Annotated in this window: 18 protein-coding genes; 4 read left to right on the top strand and 14 right to left on the bottom strand. The window is 63.0% G+C overall.

Going from position 1 to position 15,706, the window contains the following annotated elements; all coding sequences use genetic code 11:
- Window positions 1-8 precede the first annotated feature (8 nt).
- From CGA22_RS13960 to CGA22_RS13905, 12 genes are all read right to left on the bottom strand, one after another.
- Window positions 9-830 carry a DUF4198 domain-containing protein gene (locus tag CGA22_RS13960; protein WP_041023558.1) on the bottom strand — a complete coding sequence of 274 codons (822 nt, stop codon included), beginning with the start codon at window positions 828-830 and terminating at the stop codon, window positions 9-11.
- An 8-nt stretch (window positions 831-838) separates the two neighbouring features.
- Window positions 839-1,162 carry a hypothetical protein gene (locus CGA22_RS13955; protein ID WP_041023557.1) on the bottom strand — a complete coding sequence of 108 codons (324 nt, stop codon included), beginning with the start codon at window positions 1,160-1,162 and terminating at the stop codon, window positions 839-841.
- Window positions 1,159-2,133 carry a metal ABC transporter substrate-binding protein gene (locus CGA22_RS13950; protein ID WP_188258622.1) on the bottom strand — a complete coding sequence of 325 codons (975 nt, stop codon included), beginning with the start codon at window positions 2,131-2,133 and terminating at the stop codon, window positions 1,159-1,161. Before CGA22_RS13950 ends, CGA22_RS13955 begins: the two co-directional genes overlap by 4 nt.
- Window positions 2,130-3,035 carry a metal ABC transporter permease gene (locus CGA22_RS13945; RefSeq protein WP_041023556.1) on the bottom strand — a complete coding sequence of 302 codons (906 nt, stop codon included), beginning with the start codon at window positions 3,033-3,035 and terminating at the stop codon, window positions 2,130-2,132. The genes CGA22_RS13950 and CGA22_RS13945 overlap by 4 nt, the downstream gene beginning before the upstream one ends.
- Window positions 3,032-3,712 carry a metal ABC transporter ATP-binding protein gene (locus CGA22_RS13940; protein ID WP_041023555.1) on the bottom strand — a complete coding sequence of 227 codons (681 nt, stop codon included), beginning with the start codon at window positions 3,710-3,712 and terminating at the stop codon, window positions 3,032-3,034. Before CGA22_RS13940 ends, CGA22_RS13945 begins: the two co-directional genes overlap by 4 nt.
- 14 nt (window positions 3,713-3,726) lie before the next feature.
- Window positions 3,727-4,662 (bottom strand): metal ABC transporter solute-binding protein, Zn/Mn family, encoded by a 936-nt coding sequence (locus tag CGA22_RS13935; RefSeq protein ID WP_052435159.1) that lies wholly within the window; start codon window positions 4,660-4,662, stop codon window positions 3,727-3,729.
- Window positions 4,659-5,420, bottom strand: coding sequence for a DUF6162 family protein (locus CGA22_RS13930; protein ID WP_177329268.1), 762 nt, complete (start codon window positions 5,418-5,420; stop codon window positions 4,659-4,661). The genes CGA22_RS13935 and CGA22_RS13930 overlap by 4 nt, the downstream gene beginning before the upstream one ends.
- Window positions 5,420-5,908, bottom strand: coding sequence for a DUF6644 family protein (locus CGA22_RS13925; protein ID WP_041023569.1), 489 nt, complete (start codon window positions 5,906-5,908; stop codon window positions 5,420-5,422). The genes CGA22_RS13930 and CGA22_RS13925 overlap by 1 nt, the downstream gene beginning before the upstream one ends.
- 32 nt (window positions 5,909-5,940) lie before the next feature.
- Window positions 5,941-6,429 (bottom strand): DUF6644 family protein, encoded by a 489-nt coding sequence (locus CGA22_RS13920; protein WP_041023554.1) that lies wholly within the window; start codon window positions 6,427-6,429, stop codon window positions 5,941-5,943.
- A 20-nt stretch (window positions 6,430-6,449) separates the two neighbouring features.
- Window positions 6,450-7,958, bottom strand: coding sequence for an alpha/beta hydrolase domain-containing protein (locus tag CGA22_RS13915; protein WP_084213790.1), 1,509 nt, complete (start codon window positions 7,956-7,958; stop codon window positions 6,450-6,452).
- A gap of 37 nt (window positions 7,959-7,995) precedes the next feature.
- Window positions 7,996-8,763, bottom strand: a complete 768-nt coding sequence (locus tag CGA22_RS13910) for a hypothetical protein (protein WP_041023553.1) — start codon at window positions 8,761-8,763, stop codon at window positions 7,996-7,998.
- A gap of 64 nt (window positions 8,764-8,827) precedes the next feature.
- The gene (locus CGA22_RS13905; protein WP_041023552.1) at window positions 8,828-9,220 is read right to left on the bottom strand and encodes a DUF6152 family protein; all 393 of its coding nucleotides are present in this window, start codon (window positions 9,218-9,220) and stop codon (window positions 8,828-8,830) included.
- 239 nt (window positions 9,221-9,459) lie between these two features.
- Here CGA22_RS13905 and CGA22_RS13900 point away from each other — a divergent pair, with 239 nt between their 5' ends.
- The 4 genes from CGA22_RS13900 to CGA22_RS13885 are packed head-to-tail and all read left to right on the top strand — an operon-like array spanning window position 9,460 to window position 13,500.
- The gene (locus tag CGA22_RS13900; protein ID WP_041023551.1) at window positions 9,460-10,797 is read left to right on the top strand and encodes an alginate export family protein; all 1,338 of its coding nucleotides are present in this window, start codon (window positions 9,460-9,462) and stop codon (window positions 10,795-10,797) included.
- A 17-nt stretch (window positions 10,798-10,814) separates the two neighbouring features.
- Window positions 10,815-11,654: a hypothetical protein gene (locus CGA22_RS13895; RefSeq protein WP_041023550.1), complete on the top strand. Its 840-nt coding sequence runs from the start codon at window positions 10,815-10,817 to the stop codon at window positions 11,652-11,654.
- A complete protein-coding gene (locus CGA22_RS13890; protein WP_156996953.1) occupies window positions 11,651-12,025 on the top strand; it encodes a DUF6152 family protein in 375 nt (124 codons plus the stop codon). The genes CGA22_RS13895 and CGA22_RS13890 overlap by 4 nt, the downstream gene beginning before the upstream one ends.
- A 5-nt stretch (window positions 12,026-12,030) precedes the next feature.
- Complete coding sequence (locus CGA22_RS13885) at window positions 12,031-13,500, top strand: alpha/beta hydrolase domain-containing protein (RefSeq protein ID WP_218187536.1); 1,470 nt, start codon at window positions 12,031-12,033, stop codon at window positions 13,498-13,500.
- 57 nt (window positions 13,501-13,557) lie between these two features.
- Here the strand turns inward: CGA22_RS13885 and CGA22_RS13880 are convergent, their stop codons facing one another.
- Window positions 13,558-14,121 (bottom strand): cytochrome b, encoded by a 564-nt coding sequence (locus tag CGA22_RS13880; protein WP_041023549.1) that lies wholly within the window; start codon window positions 14,119-14,121, stop codon window positions 13,558-13,560.
- A gap of 106 nt (window positions 14,122-14,227) precedes the next feature.
- On the bottom strand, window positions 14,228-15,682 hold the full coding sequence (locus CGA22_RS13875; RefSeq protein ID WP_041023548.1) for an aldehyde dehydrogenase family protein: 1,455 nt from the start codon (window positions 15,680-15,682) through the stop codon (window positions 14,228-14,230).
- Window positions 15,683-15,706 lie beyond the last annotated feature (24 nt).

The raw sequence follows: 15,706 nt of genomic DNA, 5'->3' as shown, positions 1-15,706 counted from the left end.
CGGCGTTGTCATTTCATGTCCCTGGCCTGCACCCACAGCACGGCGTCCTGGGACAGGGGTTTGCCCTTGTGGGTTTTCGTTGCGCCGATGTTGAGTGCCGCGATGCCCCACCAGCCGGCCCGGGGCAGGCCGATGGTCACGACCCCTTCGGCATCGGCGTAGGTGCTCAGGACGTTGAAGGACGGCTGGGGAGCCGTGACATAGGCTTGCTGGCCAAAGGCATTGTTCTCGAAATCGATGGCGTGGTTGAGGTATTCGATTTCGACCCTGGCGTTCGGGACAGGCTTGCCGTCGGCCAGCACCCGCGCGCGGAATACGCCGCCGGTCCAGTTCGCGTAAGGCTTGCTCAAGGGCTGGATCTCCACCGGCAAGCCCTGGGGCTCTGCCCATTGGCCGGGCACGCCGCCGACGTTGACGATCAGCTTGGTGAACTGCTGGATGTACAGGTCTTCCTCGGTTTCCAGGTAAGGCTCGGGTTCGAGCACGAAGACATGGTCGCCCATCGAACGCATCAGCTCCCGTGGAATCGTCGCGCGATAGGCGGCCGCTCGGTTATCGCGGGTGTGCCATTCAACCGGTCGCAGGTACTTGAGCAGATCCTTCTTTTCCCCGCCCAGCGAGCTGGTGTGGCTGAAGACCCGGGGTTCACCCATGACCATGGTGGGGCCGCCAGCGAAGGGATGGGTGAACACGACCGCGAACTCCAGTTGGGTCCCACGCTGCAACGCGGTGTCCTCGACGTAGAGCATCTGGAAATGCGCCTGTGCGGCGCCGGTCAGGCAGATGGACGTTGCCGCAAGGGCCTGGAACAGTGTTTTCTTGTGGGACATGGGCAGTTTCACTTTAAAATGTCGGAGGACTGGATCGCGACGTCATGGCCGTCACCGCCGAGGAACAGCACCGAATAGTTTCCGTTTGGCGGTTGGAAGCGGTAGGTGTTGTCCTGGCCGACGGCACCTTCGAGCAGCACTTTGTCGCTCATGTCCCGGACATCGATTTTCCGGCCGGCGGCCGAGCTGCCGTCGGTGAAGCCCGCCTCGCAGGTCACCCAGTCATCGCTGTCGATGTAACAGTCGAAAACCGGTGCATGGGCAAAGGCGGCCTGGCAGAACAGCAGGGCACCGACCAGCGATAGCCGATGCACCGAACAGGGGGATTTCATAAGGACTCCACGGTCGGCTTGATTAGTGGGGAGGCGAATGCGGCCAGCAGTGCGTCCAGGTTCGAGCGCAGGAGCGCCTCGTACCCGTTGGCCGCGTCGGCGAATAGGCCCGGGTTGCCCGCGTCCAGGATCAGCAGCCGAGCGCCACCGTCTTCGATGGCCTTGGCGATCCTGGCGTCCGGTGCCCATTTGTGGACGACCACATGAATGTCGCGCTCGCGCAGGTATTGGGTCAGCGCGGCACGGTCGGCGTCGCTCCAGTCGACGTCCTGCCGGACAAACCAGCCATCGACAAAGATGTCGAACTCGCCGAACAGATAGATGAATTCGTTGGCCAGCGACAGCACCCGTGGATCCGGCAGTTCCATCAGCCGGGCGCCGTATTCGGCCTTGAGCTGACGCAATCGGCCCTCCAGCGCGGCGAGGTTGCGGGTGATCCGAGGCGCATCGGTGGGGGACAGGCGCACCAGGTCTGCAGTGATCAGCGCCGACATGCGCATGGCGTTGATGGGACCCAGCCAGGCGTAGGGCGAGGGGCCGACACCGATGTCACGCGGGCCGGCCCAGGGCACGTCGTTGGCTGGCGCACGGACCACCGCCACACCGGGCTTGATCGGGTCCCAGGAGCGCGAGGCATCGATTTCGATGATCCGCAGGTTGTGGCGACGGGCCGCCGCAAACAACGGATCCGCGCGCCAGAGGCTGCTCAGGGTGACCACCGCATCGGCCTGCTGGAACACCTTGGCGTCCAGGCGCGACAGCGCGTTGGCCTGGCTTTCCATGGGCACGGCAGCGTCTGGTGGGATACGGACCACTTCGATGCTCGTACCCTCGCTGAGCGCCGAGGTGAGCGCATGCACGCCGGGCAGCGCGACGAGCACCCGGGGACCGGCGATGGCATTGAGCTGGATGCCCAGCAGCAGTGCCAGTACCCCTAGCCAGGATCGACGTGACAATCTGAGCCGCTTCATACGCTGGCACCTCTGAATCGGGACGTGGAGGCGCGGATGACCGCGGTCACGACGAACACCAGGGCAGCGACGATCACGATGGCGCCGCCGGTGGGCACGGGGATCTGGTATTGCATCGGTGCGAGGATGCCGATCACGCAGGCGAACGTTGCGATCAGGACGGCGAGGGTGACCAACCCGGGGAGCGAACGGCTGACATTGCGTGCGGCCGCCGCCGGTATCAGCAAAAGAGCTTCCACCAGCACCGCGCCGATGATCTTCAGGCAGGCGACCGTCACCAGGGTAACCAGCACGACGAACAGGTATTCGACGACACGCACCGGCACGCCGCGGGCATGGGCCAGACTCGGGTTGAGACTGGCCAGCAGGATGCTGTTGTACAGCGGCAATCCGACCAGGGCACAGGTCGCCGTGACGACCAGCAGCACGCTCATGTCGGTGTGGTCTACCGCCAGAATGGAGCCGAACAGCACGCTTTCCATCACATGGGTGTTGATTTTCGCCGACACGAACAACAGCAACGAGGCCCCGACCGCCAGGGAGATCGACAGGAACACGCCGATCAACGTGTCATTGGACAGGGTGGTGCGGTGCTGGGTGTACTTCAGCGTCAGGGCGAACAGCACGCAGAAGCCGAACATCGACAGGTAGGGGGAGGTGTAGGATTCGCCGATCAACACGCCAATGGCCACGCCGGTCATCGCCGCGTTGCCCACCGCCTGGCTGAAGAAGGCCATGCGCTTGATCATCACCATGGAGCCCAACACCCCCAGCAGCGGTCCGATGAGCAGTGCGCAGAGCAGCGCATTGATCACGAACTCGTACTCAAACGGCTGCGGCAGCAAGTGGCTCGCGGCGAGCGCCTGGAGGTGGTCGCGGATGAACGTGTAGAAGGCGTTCATCGGCTGCTCTCCAGATGCTGGGCGACCTGATGGGGCGGGCCATCGAATATCACCCGCTGGTTGATGCCGGTGACCGATTGCGCAATGCGCCTGACCTGGCCCAGGTCATGGTTGATCCAGAGGATGGTGACGCCGCTCTTGTGCAGCTCGGCCACCAGTGTTTCCACCAGGAGAATGCCCGCTTCGTCGATGCCAGCGGTCGGTTCGTCGAGGATCAGCAGCCACGGCACCGGAGTGATCGCCTGGGCCAGCAGCACACGCTGGCGTTCGCCACCGGACAGGCTGCCGAAGGGTTTGCCGCCCAGTCCGGCAACGCCGGTACGCTCCAGGGCCCCGCCGGTGGCCGCCCGGGTAGCGCGGCCCGCCCCCAGGAACGCGGGTCGGCGTTGACCGAGCAGGGCCATGACATCGTTGACCGTCATCGGCACGTTGCGGTCGAAGTCCAGCAACTGCGGGACATACCCCAACGGTTTCGCAGGCCCGCCTTCAAAGCGGATAACCCCTGAATGCGGCATCTGCCCCAGCAATGCGCGCACCAGGGAGGTCTTGCCACCGCCGTTTGGGCCGACCAGGCAGTGGAGGGCGCCGGCCTCGACCCGGAAGCTCACGGCGTCGAGCACTTGCGTACCGCCCAGTTGCAGTGAAACGTTATCGAACACCACGGCGGGTCCGCGCATCGCTGGTTCCTCTCTCATTGTTGTTGTGTGAACTCGACGGCCTCGGCCAGGGTCTCGAGGTTCTCGCTCATCGCCACCTCGAACTCGTCGGCGCTGTAGGTGCTGCCGGTGATATGGGACAAGGCGAAGACCCTGACGCCGGTCGCGGCCTCGATGGGTTTGGCCAGATCGATGGAGAAGTACTTCTCGGCGAACAGCACACGCACGTTGGCTTTCTTGATCGCGTCGATGGTATTGGCCAGCTGCCGTGCGGTTGGCGCAACGCCGTGACGCGGCTCGATGACGGCGCTGACGAACAGGCCGAACTCCTGCATCAGGTAGTCGTAGCCGGCGTGGGTAGTGGCGCACCGGAACGAAGACAGGTCCAGGTTGGCAAACCGCGTCATGAAGCGTGCCCGCAGCGCGCGGATACGCCCGGCATAGGCCAGGGCGTTTTGTCGATAGACAGCCGCGTTGTCCGGGTCCAGTTCGCCCAAACGGCGGGCGATTTCGAACACCTGTTGTATCGCCGCGGTGGTGGAAACGAAGGTATGCGGGTTGACCACCTTGGCACCGCCCTGGTCGCCGCCGATAGGAATGAGGGCAACCGTGGCGTTGGCCTGGATGATCGGCAGGTTCTCGCCGCGGCCGGCGGCCTTGACGATCTGGAAGGCCCATTGATCGTGGCCGATGCCGTTGACGACCAGGGCGTCGAGGCTCATTGCGCGGGTGATGTCGGCGGGTTGCGGCTGGTAGTTGTGCGGATTCGCCTCCGCCGGAATGAGCGCTACGACCTCCGCTCGATCACCGACGATGTTTGTCACGAAGCTGTAGTAGGGATGCAGGGTGACGCCGACCTTGAGCTTCTTGCCTTGGGCGTGTGCCTGGCCGGCAAGCAGGAGGGCGGGTATCAGCATCAGCAGCGCGATCCAGCGGTGCAGCGATGCATGGTGTCTTGCAGGAGCGGTCATGGCTGGGTTCCTTTTACGCGTTCGACTTCGCGGCTGCCGTCATAGGGGATGACCTGGCGCCAACCTTTGCTGACCAGTGATTCGGGCTTGACGATGCCGGGGTAGGGGACGTTCGGGTCCCGGTGGACCCAGATCGTCGCCTGGTTGGCCCACATCACACCGGCATGGGCATGCCCGATCACCAACAGGTAGGCGCTCTGGCCCGGTACGTTGCCACCGGAGCCGTAGTAGACGGTGGCGCCCTGGCCCAGGGTGGCTTGCGAGACCTCGCTGACGCTCTTGTCTGCAGAGTGCGCGTCGTCAGCATGCTGGTCGCCGGAAAGGCTGTGGGGCTGGTGGGTGCCAGGCAGAATCAATTGCCAGTGCACCTGGCCGTTGGTCTTCCAGAATGCGTCGCGGTAGAACGGCGGCAGCACCAGTTCCTGGGCATGCTCCAGGGTGATCCAGCCGCCGGTATCGTTGTTGAACCAGATGATTTCTTCACCGGCAGGCAACAGCGCGCTATGGATGGCCTGATCGACCGTACCCAGGCCATCGAAGGAGCGGACCTGCCAGCTCAAGGCGGTCGGTGGGCCGACTGTCTGGGGGCGCAGCAGCACATAGCCGGCGACGCTGGCGATGACCGCGAGGGCCGCAAACAGCATTGCCAGGGATTCCCACCGACCCGAGGCCGGGCGCACCACGCCGGCTGCGCTGCCTTGGTTGTTGCCAGGCAGGCCTGCCGGGACGCGACGCCAACGTGGCAGTAGGCGAGCCATCAGAAAAACGCGATCCAGCGGCCAAGGCAGATCACGCCAGCCCACAGCACCATCGAACCGAAGCCGGCGACACGGGCACGGCTGGGGGGCGGCAGCGTCGTATCCCATTCGCCGATCCGGCGAAAGATCCCCAGATGGAAGATTCCCATGTTGAGGCCTGCCAACAGCAACAGTCCCATCTTTCCCCAGAAAACCGGGTTCTGGGCATAGGTGGAGGCGTTGGAGACGAACATGAGCAGGCCGGTGATTACACACGCGGTGAAGGCGACCCAGGTGTACGGCAGCAATTCCTGGATCAGCCTTAGCGCGCTACGGCGATGGGACGCGATGCCGAGCAGGCGCAGGTCCACCACGGCGATGGTCCCGAACACGAGGGCGATGCCGATCACGTGCACCGATTCCAGGGTTGGAAAAGCGAAGCCCGACTCCCTGATCAAAGCGGCGACAGGAGTGGCCTCCAGGGCTTGCAGGTTTGATTGAATATCCATGGCGAATACCTGAGCGGTTTGATTGAAAATCACTAGATCGTGTAGGCGATCCAGCGGCCACAGAAGATCACCACGCACCACAAGGCGATCGACAGCCAGGCCAGCGTCTTGACGAAACGGTCCGTGCCTTCGCCGCGTGCCGGATCGGCAGGGCGCAGCAACGGGCGTCGTACCCACCAGGCCAGGGTGAACGCACTGACCACCAAGGCCATCTTCAGCCAGAACGTCGAGCTGACGAGCACCCGGTCCGGCTCGCCGATGGTCATGACCAATCCCGTCAGGAGCAGGACGATGAGGGCATTGCGCATCCACGGGTAATAGCGGCGCACGACGCCACGCAAGGGCTCATCCGTGGCGAACACGCCGGCCAGCCGGAGGTCGGAGATGACGGCGGAACCGAAGATCACCGCGATGGCCACGATATGAATGGACTGGACCGTGGGCACGACCCAGAGCATGTCCCTGATGGCAGTGCTCACCGGTGTTGCGTAGAGCCAGTCAATGATCGGTGCTGATGACATGTGCTTTCTCCCACAGTGGGTTAGAAATCTTGAGGTTTGGCGATCGGATGCAAGCCCGGCGCATCTTCAGGGAGGAGGTAACCTTCCTTGATCGAAATAGCCTTGGCGTCTTCGAACTGCCGTTCGTAATTGCCGAAACTGCCATAGCGCTGCACGAGCCTGTCCCTGGCGTAGGGCACCTTGGTGTCGTAGATCAGGCCGCAGCCGGTTTCCTGGTCCGTGAGGTAGGTCGCACTGGGCACCTGGACCCATGGCGGACGCACGCCCCCTTGCAGGTTGCCGGTCGCGGGGTCGCGCACCACGGCCTTGCCCTCGCGTAGCACACGAGGGGCCTTGGGCATCGGTTTGCCCTCGCGCACCCATTGGTCCATGTCATCGAGGAGTGCCGAGATCACCCATTCTGCCGGTTCGTCGTACAGCGTCCGGCACTGCGGGTCGTCGCCCTTGCCGATGTCGGCAGCGACGTGCTCGGTATGTTCCGTCCCTAGGTCGGCCAGACGCAGGTGCGGCATGCCGGTCACTTCGTAATAACGCAGCTGCGGGCTGTCGGTGTCGGGCGGCAGGTCGATGCCTTCGAGTACGTCGTGCATCAGTTCGGACTGGCTGTAGACAGTCACGAACGGCACGCCGGCAGGCATCTGCCGCGGCACGCGGATAACGTCGCCGCCGACCTCGCCATAGGCCATGCGACCGGTCATATAACCGTCGATCAGCGGCGTCGCGTCGGGCATGCGCCATTGCTGGTGCCGGCCCTGGTCGAGGTAATCCATCCAGACTTGCGCGGTCACGGCCCAGCTGTTGACGTAGACCCGACGCACGTCGAGGTTCGCCAACGGGCCTTGCGCCGAATGGGTCTTCAGCAGCAACGCCAGCTGTGCCCCGATGCCCTGGGACTGTGGCACGAACGGATCGGGCCCGTTGCCGCGAATGAAGCGTTGCGGATCGTAATAACTGCCCAGCGGCGCATAGCGCGCATAGTCGAAGCGGCGCATGAACTCGAAATTGACGATGCGTCCGTACTGGGCGATCTGCTCGGCCTCGGCGGCCGGGGTCTCGGAGATGAACTTGGGGTCCACTGGCGGCTTGTTGAGGTTCAAGGTGTAGCCCACGTAGGCGTAGCCGCGACGCAACAGGTAATCGCGGGTCAGGATCCAGCCGGCGCCGCGTTCTCCGAACCAACTGAACGGCTCGATCACCACCGTGCCATTGAAGCGTGCCGGGTCCGCCGGTCTACGGACCAGGATGCGTGTGGTGTAGGGCGCCTCGAAGAGGTTTTTGCCCGCGGCGGTGATGGCCGGCGCCACCCCTTGCAGGTAAAACTCCTCCTCGACGTAGCCATACCGGTTGAGGTCGCTGTACTCGGTACCCTGGGCGTTGGCCGACGAGAGCGGTGGCTTGCCTGAAGGCGGCACCGGCACCACCGTGGGCATCCGCGGCACCTCCGCGAACGCGCTCGACAGCAGGAGCAGCGACACTAAGGCGCCTTGCAGTGTTGGCCGCAGGATGTCGAAGGGCATCAGTCGTTCCATCCGGTGACTCCAAAGGGTTGTCGAAGGGGTTGTGGCGTCAGTCACGGCGCAGGCTCGTCTTGCCCTCGCTGTCGATCACGATCTGGTTGTTCTCACAGACGTACTCTTGGATGCGGTAGTCGGACCGCTTGTATTCGAACGTGAAGCGGTAGGGCGTGTTGAGCACCTGCGGATCCTCGATCAACACCTGGTCCTCCAAGTGATTCGGCGCGGTCAATCGCAAACGTTCGGTGATTTTCATGTCCTTGCTGTGGGGAACGCCGTAGAACGCCACGTCGTCGGTGCGCACGCCCAAGGTTTCCACGACGAGGGTGTCGCCTTCCCAGTGGCCCCGCGAATGGCCTTGATAGGTCGGGTCCAGCTTCTCCTTCGGCGGCATCGCTTCGTTCAGGAAGATCCGCCGCACTTGCTGGAGGTATTCGCCCAGGACCACCACTTGTTTATCGTCGTAGATGATCTGGATCGGGAAGAGCGCCGCCATCAGCACCGGCATGCCCTCCGGCAGGCATCGGGCGCTGGTGGTGGCCAGGGGCGTGCCGGCTTCGTTCGCCGCGGCTTCCTTCTTCTTCAGCTCGGCGTACTGACTGGCGTAGGGCTCTTTCAGGTCCATCGGTCCGCCCGGATGCACCGGATCGTCCGGGTTCTCGCCGAACCAGTCGTCCGGGGTTCTTTCCCAGGTGCCGCTGATGTCGGGAGCCCTGGCTGCGCCTTGTTGGGGCGGTGTCGCCATGCTCAGCCCGGCGAATGTCATGAGGGCGACGCCCAGGAAAATCATTGCCGGATTCAAGGTTCGTGTCGGTTTCATTCAAGCGTCTCCACCCTGTTGGTTTGTGCCATCGAGTACCCGTGCAGCAGGGGTGCGAGTGGATTCATCCGCCGCCTGTGAGCACGACATCACCGATCTTGATTTCCACCAGCAACCCGCCCGGGTCACCGTTTTTCAACGGCTTATAGGTGACCTCGGCGCTCTCGCCGGCCTTGATCGAATCCGCCGTCCAGCCCGTGCGGCTCAATGCGTTGACGCTGCCGGTCTCGATCTTGATTTTCTGAGGGGGCGGGCCGGGGACATCGAGGTAGATCGCGATATGAGGGTTGGTCCAGGCAAAGCGCTCGACGACACCCTTGACCGTGATCGTCCTGGTCTGGTCGAAAATCGCGAACGAATGGTGGGCCGTGGCGATGGCGGGAAGCGCACCGCAGGCGACGATGGTCAGCAGGCGAAGCCCCTGACGGAATGACGGAAAGGGTGACGTGGGGGTCATGACGGGGGCCTCGTTCTTATGCGTTCTTATGGGGCCAGCATAAGGGCGGCACGGAGCGGGGCCTTAACCCAAAACGGCAACCTCTCGAACCTCGAAAGCTGTTTCTACCCCTCGCCACGGTTGGGGTTGACGTCGAGGACGAGCGGCCCACGGTACTTGCTGATTTGGGTTACCGCCTGCGCAACCCAAGCCGAAACACTCGCGGCTCGCCTCATAAATATAAAAACAGGAGAGACGTCATGCGCACCCCCATCTACGCCCCCATGCTTTCGCTGGTCGCACTCTGTACGTTCGAGCCGCAGGCTCACGGCTACGAGCTCTACAACGAAGGCGACGGCACCACCGTGCTGAACGCCGACCTGTGGGCAGGTTTTGGCTGGTTCGGCAGTCAGAAAAACTACATCGCAGACCCGGAAAAAGAGCCCGGCAGCATGCGCTGGCAGGAAGGCTTCGCCAAATATGGCCTGAGCGGCACGACAGACAAAATCGCTGCCGGCTCGGTGTATGGCGGCTTCAGCCTGATCAGCACGGGATCATGGGGCGATGGGGATCCGGGGGCGCTCACCGACGGAACTGAACGAAGAACCGCCGTGGAAGATGCCTTTCTGGGCTGGAAGTCAGGCGATCTGATCCCGGCGTTGGGCCAGGATGGCGTCGATTTCTCTTTCGGCCGGCAGCTCGTCACGGTGGACGGGTTCCTGATTACCGATGATGGTTTTGCCCCTGGAAAAGCCTTCAACCCCATCGAGGGCGTTGCGGATGGCCGCTTCAATCGCGGCGGTGCCTTTTACCTCGGCCCGCGGCTGGCGTTCAGCAATACGGCTGTCTTGAAGCTGGGCGGTGCCGAGGGACTGCACGGTAGCCTGCTGTGGCTGAAATCGGATAACCCCGGACAGTCCAAGACCGAAGTGGCCGCTGCCACCATCGACTACACCACGCCCATCGGCTCGATCGGCTCGACTTACGTGCACGGCCTGGACGTCGAAAAGCGCTATGTCTTCGCCGATCGGCTTGAGCGCAAGGGCATGGACATCTACAGCATCCGTGGCCAGGGCAACGCCGGCATCGAGAATGCCGATTTCGCCTTCGAGGTGGCCCGTCAGGAAAAACGTTCGGGGTCGCAGCGGGCAATGTTCTTCGACGCCGGTTACACCTTCGCCGACGTCAAGTGGCAACCGACGGTCAGCTACCGCTATGCGCGCTATTCAGAAGGCTGGGACTTCCTGTTCCAGGGCGGCTATCGCAAACGCTATCAAGGTGAGGTCGCGGTGAATTACGCCGGCTCGGTCACCTCGAACATGCAGACCCACGATGTGCTCCTGTCAGTCAAACCGACCGACAAATTGACCCTCAACGCAATGGTCTTCGACTTCCACCAGCTCTCCGATCGACAGGAGCGGGACTACAGCGCTCGCGAGGTCGATCTGTTCCTGGACTGGATGGTGACGGACAACCTCACGCTGTCGCCGCTGATTGGTTTCTACAAGCCGGACAAGTGGCTTGGAAACGGTGGCCTGCAGAGTGGCAGCGCATCGACCAACACCTACTTCCAGTTCATTGCCTGGGTCACTTTCTGAAACTTCGGGATACGCACATGACAACCATCGCTTTCTCACGCGCCGCCATCGCGCTGCTGGCCGCATTGGCTTGCCCACTGTTCGCAATCGCTGCCACACCAAAGGTGCCCGACCTCAGCGGGTTGTGGATGCCGGTGGGGAGTTCCGTGGACCCCCTCGTCAACAGCACCGGTGCCGATAACCCGGATACCAATATCGGCCCTCCGTTCGGCAGTCTGCCGGAACTGAAGGGGGTCTACCTCGAAAGCTTCAAGAAACGAAGTGAAGCCCTCGCCGCAGTCGGCAGCGAGTTCAAGACCTCGTGCAAGGTACTGGGCATGCCGACGAACATGGTCGGGCCCTACGCCGTCGAGATCATGCAGACCCCGACGCAGATCAACTGGGCCCAGGAGTTCCTGCGCGAGACCCGCCGCATCTACCTTGATGGACGCGCGCACCCGGACCCCGAGGCGGCGCCGCCGACATTCGAAGGCCACTCGACCGCACGCTGGGAAGGCAAGGTGTTGGTGGTGGAAACCACTCATATCCGCCAGGAGACCACCCTGGGCGAGTATGGACACGCCGATGATGCGCTCGGTCATGGCCCGCGCATGGTCATCCGGGAGCGGATCTTCATCAACGACGAGGGCCTGCTCCAGGTGGACGGCATGGTCGAAGACCCGGATGCCTTGGTCAAGCCGTGGCATTGGTCACCGCTGACTTTCCGCCGGGCGCCCAAGGGCGTGGAGTTCATGGAGTTCGTCTGCGAAGACAGCAATAACGAATCGATAGACCCCGTGACAGGGGCGGAAATCACCACCATTCCCGAGCGTCGCAACCCGAACCGGGCAGACAACCATCAAGGAGATGCAAAGTGAATCTCAACCCTATGCTGTTTTGCCTGGCATTCCTGGGGCTGCCGGCGCCTGCTGCTTTTGCCCATCACTCCTACTCGGCCTTCGACATGAGTAAGCTGGTGGAAATCGACGGTACGGTGAGCGAGGTGCAGTACAAGAACCCTCATGTCTGGTTGTTCGTCGATGTGCAGACCGGCGACAAGACCCAGACCTGGGCCATCGAGGCCGGTGGCCCGAACATCCTGATGCGTCAGGGCTGGATGGCCAACACTCTGCAGCCGGGCGACAAGGTCGATCTGCAGCTCGCACCGATGAAGGACGAAAGGAAGACGGGCGGGGCCCTCCAGGCGCTGCGGTTGCCTGGCGGTAAAACCATCGGTGCCTGGAAGTGACGCGCGTGGGTGAGTTACCGCTGACCTCACTGTCCCTGGCGGTTGTCCTGGCATTGACCACGGTCGGGGCCGTCGAGGCGCAAACGCCCGCAATGCCGCAAATCGCGCCGGTGCCTCCCAGCGGCCGGTTGCCTCTCGGGTCCGCGTCGAGGCACGGCACCGAATATGTCGACCTCGATAGGTTCGGCTACGTCGAGGAGGAGTACTACATGGTGGGGCTCGCGCCAGCGATTACCGCGGCTGGCGAGCAGTTGTTCGACGCTCCCTATGTGACGCGCTTGCTCATTCGAAAACCCAGGGACCCTGGACGGTTCAACGGTACGGTGGTGATGGAGCCGTTCAGCTGGATGGGCGAACGTGGCGCGGGCTGGATCCTCAGCCGCGACTATCTGATGCGCAGGGGGTATGCCTTTGTTGGCTACACCCTCAGCGTCAACAGGCCGGCGAACGATCCCAAGACCCTGGATTGGGATCCTGAGCCTCGCAACCTGAACCTGGACTTCATGCGGCGCTACGACTACAAACGCTACGCCCCACTTGGCAGCTACTACGACAGCGACCGGTTCCGGCGCGGCGACGGCCCCGATCAGTATCCGCCGCAGTCCCTGGGCATTGCCGCGCAACTCGCGTTGCTGCTCAAGTCCAACCTTGAACACGGGCCCGCACCTGGGCTCGACGTCAAGCGCATCTACGTCAATACCTGGGCAATCAACGGGCAGCTCTGGCTCGATTATCTCGATCAGGGCCGTCACCAGCAGTGGCGCATGCCCGACGGGCGTCCCTTGATAGACGCTTATATGACGGGGCACGTTGTCTATGGCGACCTGGGCGGTGAGGTGCTGAGGGTTCCGCGACAGATGCCCGAGGACGCGCCTTTCGTGACGGTCTACAGCCAGACCGAGGTGGTGCACGATGCCCGCCAGGCGATCGCGCTGCCGGCCGATACGGATCATCCGAAGCTGCGTTACTACGAAGTCACCGGCATGCCGCACTTGCGCCTGGCCGATCAGGGCACTGACGGAGCGGAACCGCATCCGGCTGATGGCGACAAGCGCAACGACCCGCAATGCCAGACCCTCTATGACGAACCGGTGGAGACGGTCGTGTCCGCCATTCTGGATGGGATGGATCGCTGGGTGCGTGAAGGTATTCCGATGCCCAAGGCTGCACGGGTGCGTCGCGAAGGGGGGGCGGTTGTCCGCGATCCGCAGACCGGTAATCTGCTGGGCGGTGTGCGTCCGCCGTGGATCAAGGTGCCCAGTGCCACGTACCTGACCGACCAGGAGACCGGCTGCGGTTCGGCTTTCGACACCAAGGTGCCGTACTCTGCGCGGCAGTTGAAGGCGCTCTATGGCAGCTATGCAAACTATGCGAGTCGTTTCGACGATGCGAAACAACAGGCGATCAAGGAGGGGTATCTGTTGCCGGAGGATGCGGTACGGGTCAAGGCCGTTGCTTTGCCGGAGAACTTTTGACGGCTGCTCCACGCCGAGCGATGAAGCGTGGGCGTTTTGCGCCCACGCCTCATTCAATCACAGCATGCGACGCAGCACGTCTTTTTGCGGATCCCGGTCGAGGAACCGATGCTTGAGGGCGCCGGCGATGTGCAACAGGATCAGGACGAGCAGGGTATAGGCGAGCACTTTGTGCAACCACTGGAACACGACGAACCAATCGTCATTTTTCGGCAGCAGCTCCGGGAGATTGACCCCGAAAAAGAACACCCCGTCGCTCATTGTGTACGTGCTCGACATGGAGTAACCCATCAACGGCACGATCACGAGAAGCCCATACATGACCCGTTGCACCAGGTTTGACATCACCTGCTCAGGCCCGGTCAGCGTGTGCAGCGGCTTCGGCAATCTGGGTGTCATGTAGCGCAGGGCGATCTGGACCAGCACCACCAGGAACGTCAGCACCCCGAAGGATTTGTGCCAGGGGTAATAGAGTTCGTACTTGCTTGCCACTTCATCGTTCATCCCGGTCATGTGCCAGCCTGCCCAGAGGAGGCCGGCTACGAGCACGGCGCGCACCCAGTGCAACAGCAGCAGGGACGTTGGATACCGATCAATTATCTCTTGATTTGTGGTGTTCATCGCAGTCGCCTCATCAATCATCAAAGACATCGGGAACGCACGTTGAACCACCACCCTCGGCACCTCGCAGGGTTTGGAGGGGGGGGCGTTCAATGCACTATCGTTTTTAGGCAGGTAGCAGTACGGTAATGACCTTCTCCTCGGTGTAGGCCAGTGCGCCGCTGAACCCTCCTTCGCGGCCAATTCCGCTGTCCTTGACGCCGCCCCAGGGCAGGTTGGCATCCAGCGGGCTCCAGCAGTTCACGCCCACGGCACCGGCCTTCACCGCAGCGGCGACGCGATGGGCTCGCACCAGGTTGCTCGTCCACACCGTGGCCGCTAGGCCGTAGCTGGAATCATTGGCCAGCGCGACAGCTTCTTCTTCAGTGTCGAAAGTGATCACCGTGCCGACCGGGCCGAAAATCTCGTCCCGGGCGATCGCCATGTCATTGCGGGCATTGGCGAAGATCGTCGGCCGCACGAACCAACCCTGCTCAGGGTGCGATACACCACCGGCCAGCAGCGTAGCGCCTTGTTCGATGCCCAGTTGGATGTAACGGTTGACCCGATCGAATTGCGCTTTCTTGGCCACCGGCCCCATCTGAACATCGGGCTGCCGAGGGTCGCCTACCTTGACGGCACATGCGGCATTGGCAAGCGCCGCGGCGAAGCGCTCTGCGAGGCTGCGCTGGACCAGGATGCGCGAACCGGCTGCACAGACCTGGCCCTGGTTGGCGAACAGGCCGAGGGTACAACCAAACAGCGCATCGTCGAAGGGGGCGTCCTCGAAGACAATCTGCGGGCTCTTGCCGCCCAACTCCAAGGCCACGCGCTTGAACAGCACGCCGGCGGTGCGCTGGATCTCGCGTCCGGCCTCGGGGCTGCCGGTGAAACTGATCTTGGCGACATCCGGGTGTTCGCACAAAGCACGGCCGACTTCCTCACCGTAACCGGTGACCACGTTGATCACACCATCGGGAAAGCCCGCTTCCTGGGCCAGGGCCGCTAGGTGCAAGGCAGACTGCGGGGTTTCTTCCGACGGCTTGATCACCGCGGTGCAACCTGCCGCCAGCAACGCGGCGAGTTTCCACACGGTGATCATCAGCGGTGAGTTCCAAGGCACGATGGCCCCGACCACGCCCACCGGCTCGCGTACCGTGTACGAAAGGGTCTTGGTGCCAAAGTAGCCACCGGAAGGGATGGTGCGACCTTCGAGTTGATTGGCCCAACCGGCGGCGGCGCGCAGGTTGGCGAGCACGTTGGGTATATCCAGGCGGCGCGGTTCGATCGGCGACCGCCCGATAGCGTCGGCGTCCATGTCGGCGAGCAGGTCGGTATCGCGCTCCACCAGGTCCGCCAGTTTTAGCAGCAGCCGGCCGCGCTGGGCGCCGTCGAGCTGGCTCCAGGCGCCGCCTTCAAGCTGCTTGCGGGCGGCCGCCACGGCGCGGTTCACGTCCTCGGCGGTACCGCGCGCGGCGCTGCCGTAGATCTGTTCCGTCACGGGGTTGATGAGGTTCGTTCGACGGCCGTCGGAGGCCTCGAAGGAGCCGCCTTCGATGAAGTGATTCAGATGCTGTGTCATGTTTGGATCCATGAATGTTGTGCA

It is taken from the genome of Pseudomonas sp. PSB18 (assembly GCF_014596565.1).
Lineage (GTDB): Bacteria > Pseudomonadota > Gammaproteobacteria > Pseudomonadales > Pseudomonadaceae > Aquipseudomonas.
Note: the sequence above shows the minus strand (reverse complement) of the source record. Positions and strands in the feature narration are given on the sequence as shown.

What these genes read in the sequence shown, in the direction of transcription:
- CGA22_RS13960 (WP_041023558.1), bottom strand. Translation starts at nt 830, where the DNA reads ATGTCCCACAAGAAAACACTGTTCCAGGCCCTTGCGGCAACGTCCATC.
- CGA22_RS13955 (WP_041023557.1), bottom strand. Translation starts at nt 1,162, where the DNA reads ATGAAATCCCCCTGTTCGGTGCATCGGCTATCGCTGGTCGGTGCCCTG.
- CGA22_RS13950 (WP_188258622.1), bottom strand. Translation starts at nt 2,133, where the DNA reads ATGAAGCGGCTCAGATTGTCACGTCGATCCTGGCTAGGGGTACTGGCA.
- CGA22_RS13945 (WP_041023556.1), bottom strand. Translation starts at nt 3,035, where the DNA reads ATGAACGCCTTCTACACGTTCATCCGCGACCACCTCCAGGCGCTCGCC.
- CGA22_RS13940 (WP_041023555.1), bottom strand. Translation starts at nt 3,712, where the DNA reads ATGCGCGGACCCGCCGTGGTGTTCGATAACGTTTCACTGCAACTGGGC.
- CGA22_RS13935 (WP_052435159.1), bottom strand. Translation starts at nt 4,662, where the DNA reads ATGACCGCTCCTGCAAGACACCATGCATCGCTGCACCGCTGGATCGCG.
- CGA22_RS13930 (WP_177329268.1), bottom strand. Translation starts at nt 5,420, where the DNA reads ATGGCTCGCCTACTGCCACGTTGGCGTCGCGTCCCGGCAGGCCTGCCT.
- CGA22_RS13925 (WP_041023569.1), bottom strand. Translation starts at nt 5,908, where the DNA reads ATGGATATTCAATCAAACCTGCAAGCCCTGGAGGCCACTCCTGTCGCC.
- CGA22_RS13920 (WP_041023554.1), bottom strand. Translation starts at nt 6,429, where the DNA reads ATGTCATCAGCACCGATCATTGACTGGCTCTACGCAACACCGGTGAGC.
- CGA22_RS13915 (WP_084213790.1), bottom strand. Translation starts at nt 7,958, where the DNA reads ATGGAACGACTGATGCCCTTCGACATCCTGCGGCCAACACTGCAAGGC.
- CGA22_RS13910 (WP_041023553.1), bottom strand. Translation starts at nt 8,763, where the DNA reads ATGAAACCGACACGAACCTTGAATCCGGCAATGATTTTCCTGGGCGTC.
- CGA22_RS13905 (WP_041023552.1), bottom strand. Translation starts at nt 9,220, where the DNA reads ATGACCCCCACGTCACCCTTTCCGTCATTCCGTCAGGGGCTTCGCCTG.
- CGA22_RS13900 (WP_041023551.1), top strand. Translation starts at nt 9,460, where the DNA reads ATGCGCACCCCCATCTACGCCCCCATGCTTTCGCTGGTCGCACTCTGT.
- CGA22_RS13895 (WP_041023550.1), top strand. Translation starts at nt 10,815, where the DNA reads ATGACAACCATCGCTTTCTCACGCGCCGCCATCGCGCTGCTGGCCGCA.
- CGA22_RS13880 (WP_041023549.1), bottom strand. Translation starts at nt 14,121, where the DNA reads ATGAACACCACAAATCAAGAGATAATTGATCGGTATCCAACGTCCCTG.
- CGA22_RS13875 (WP_041023548.1), bottom strand. Translation starts at nt 15,682, where the DNA reads ATGACACAGCATCTGAATCACTTCATCGAAGGCGGCTCCTTCGAGGCC.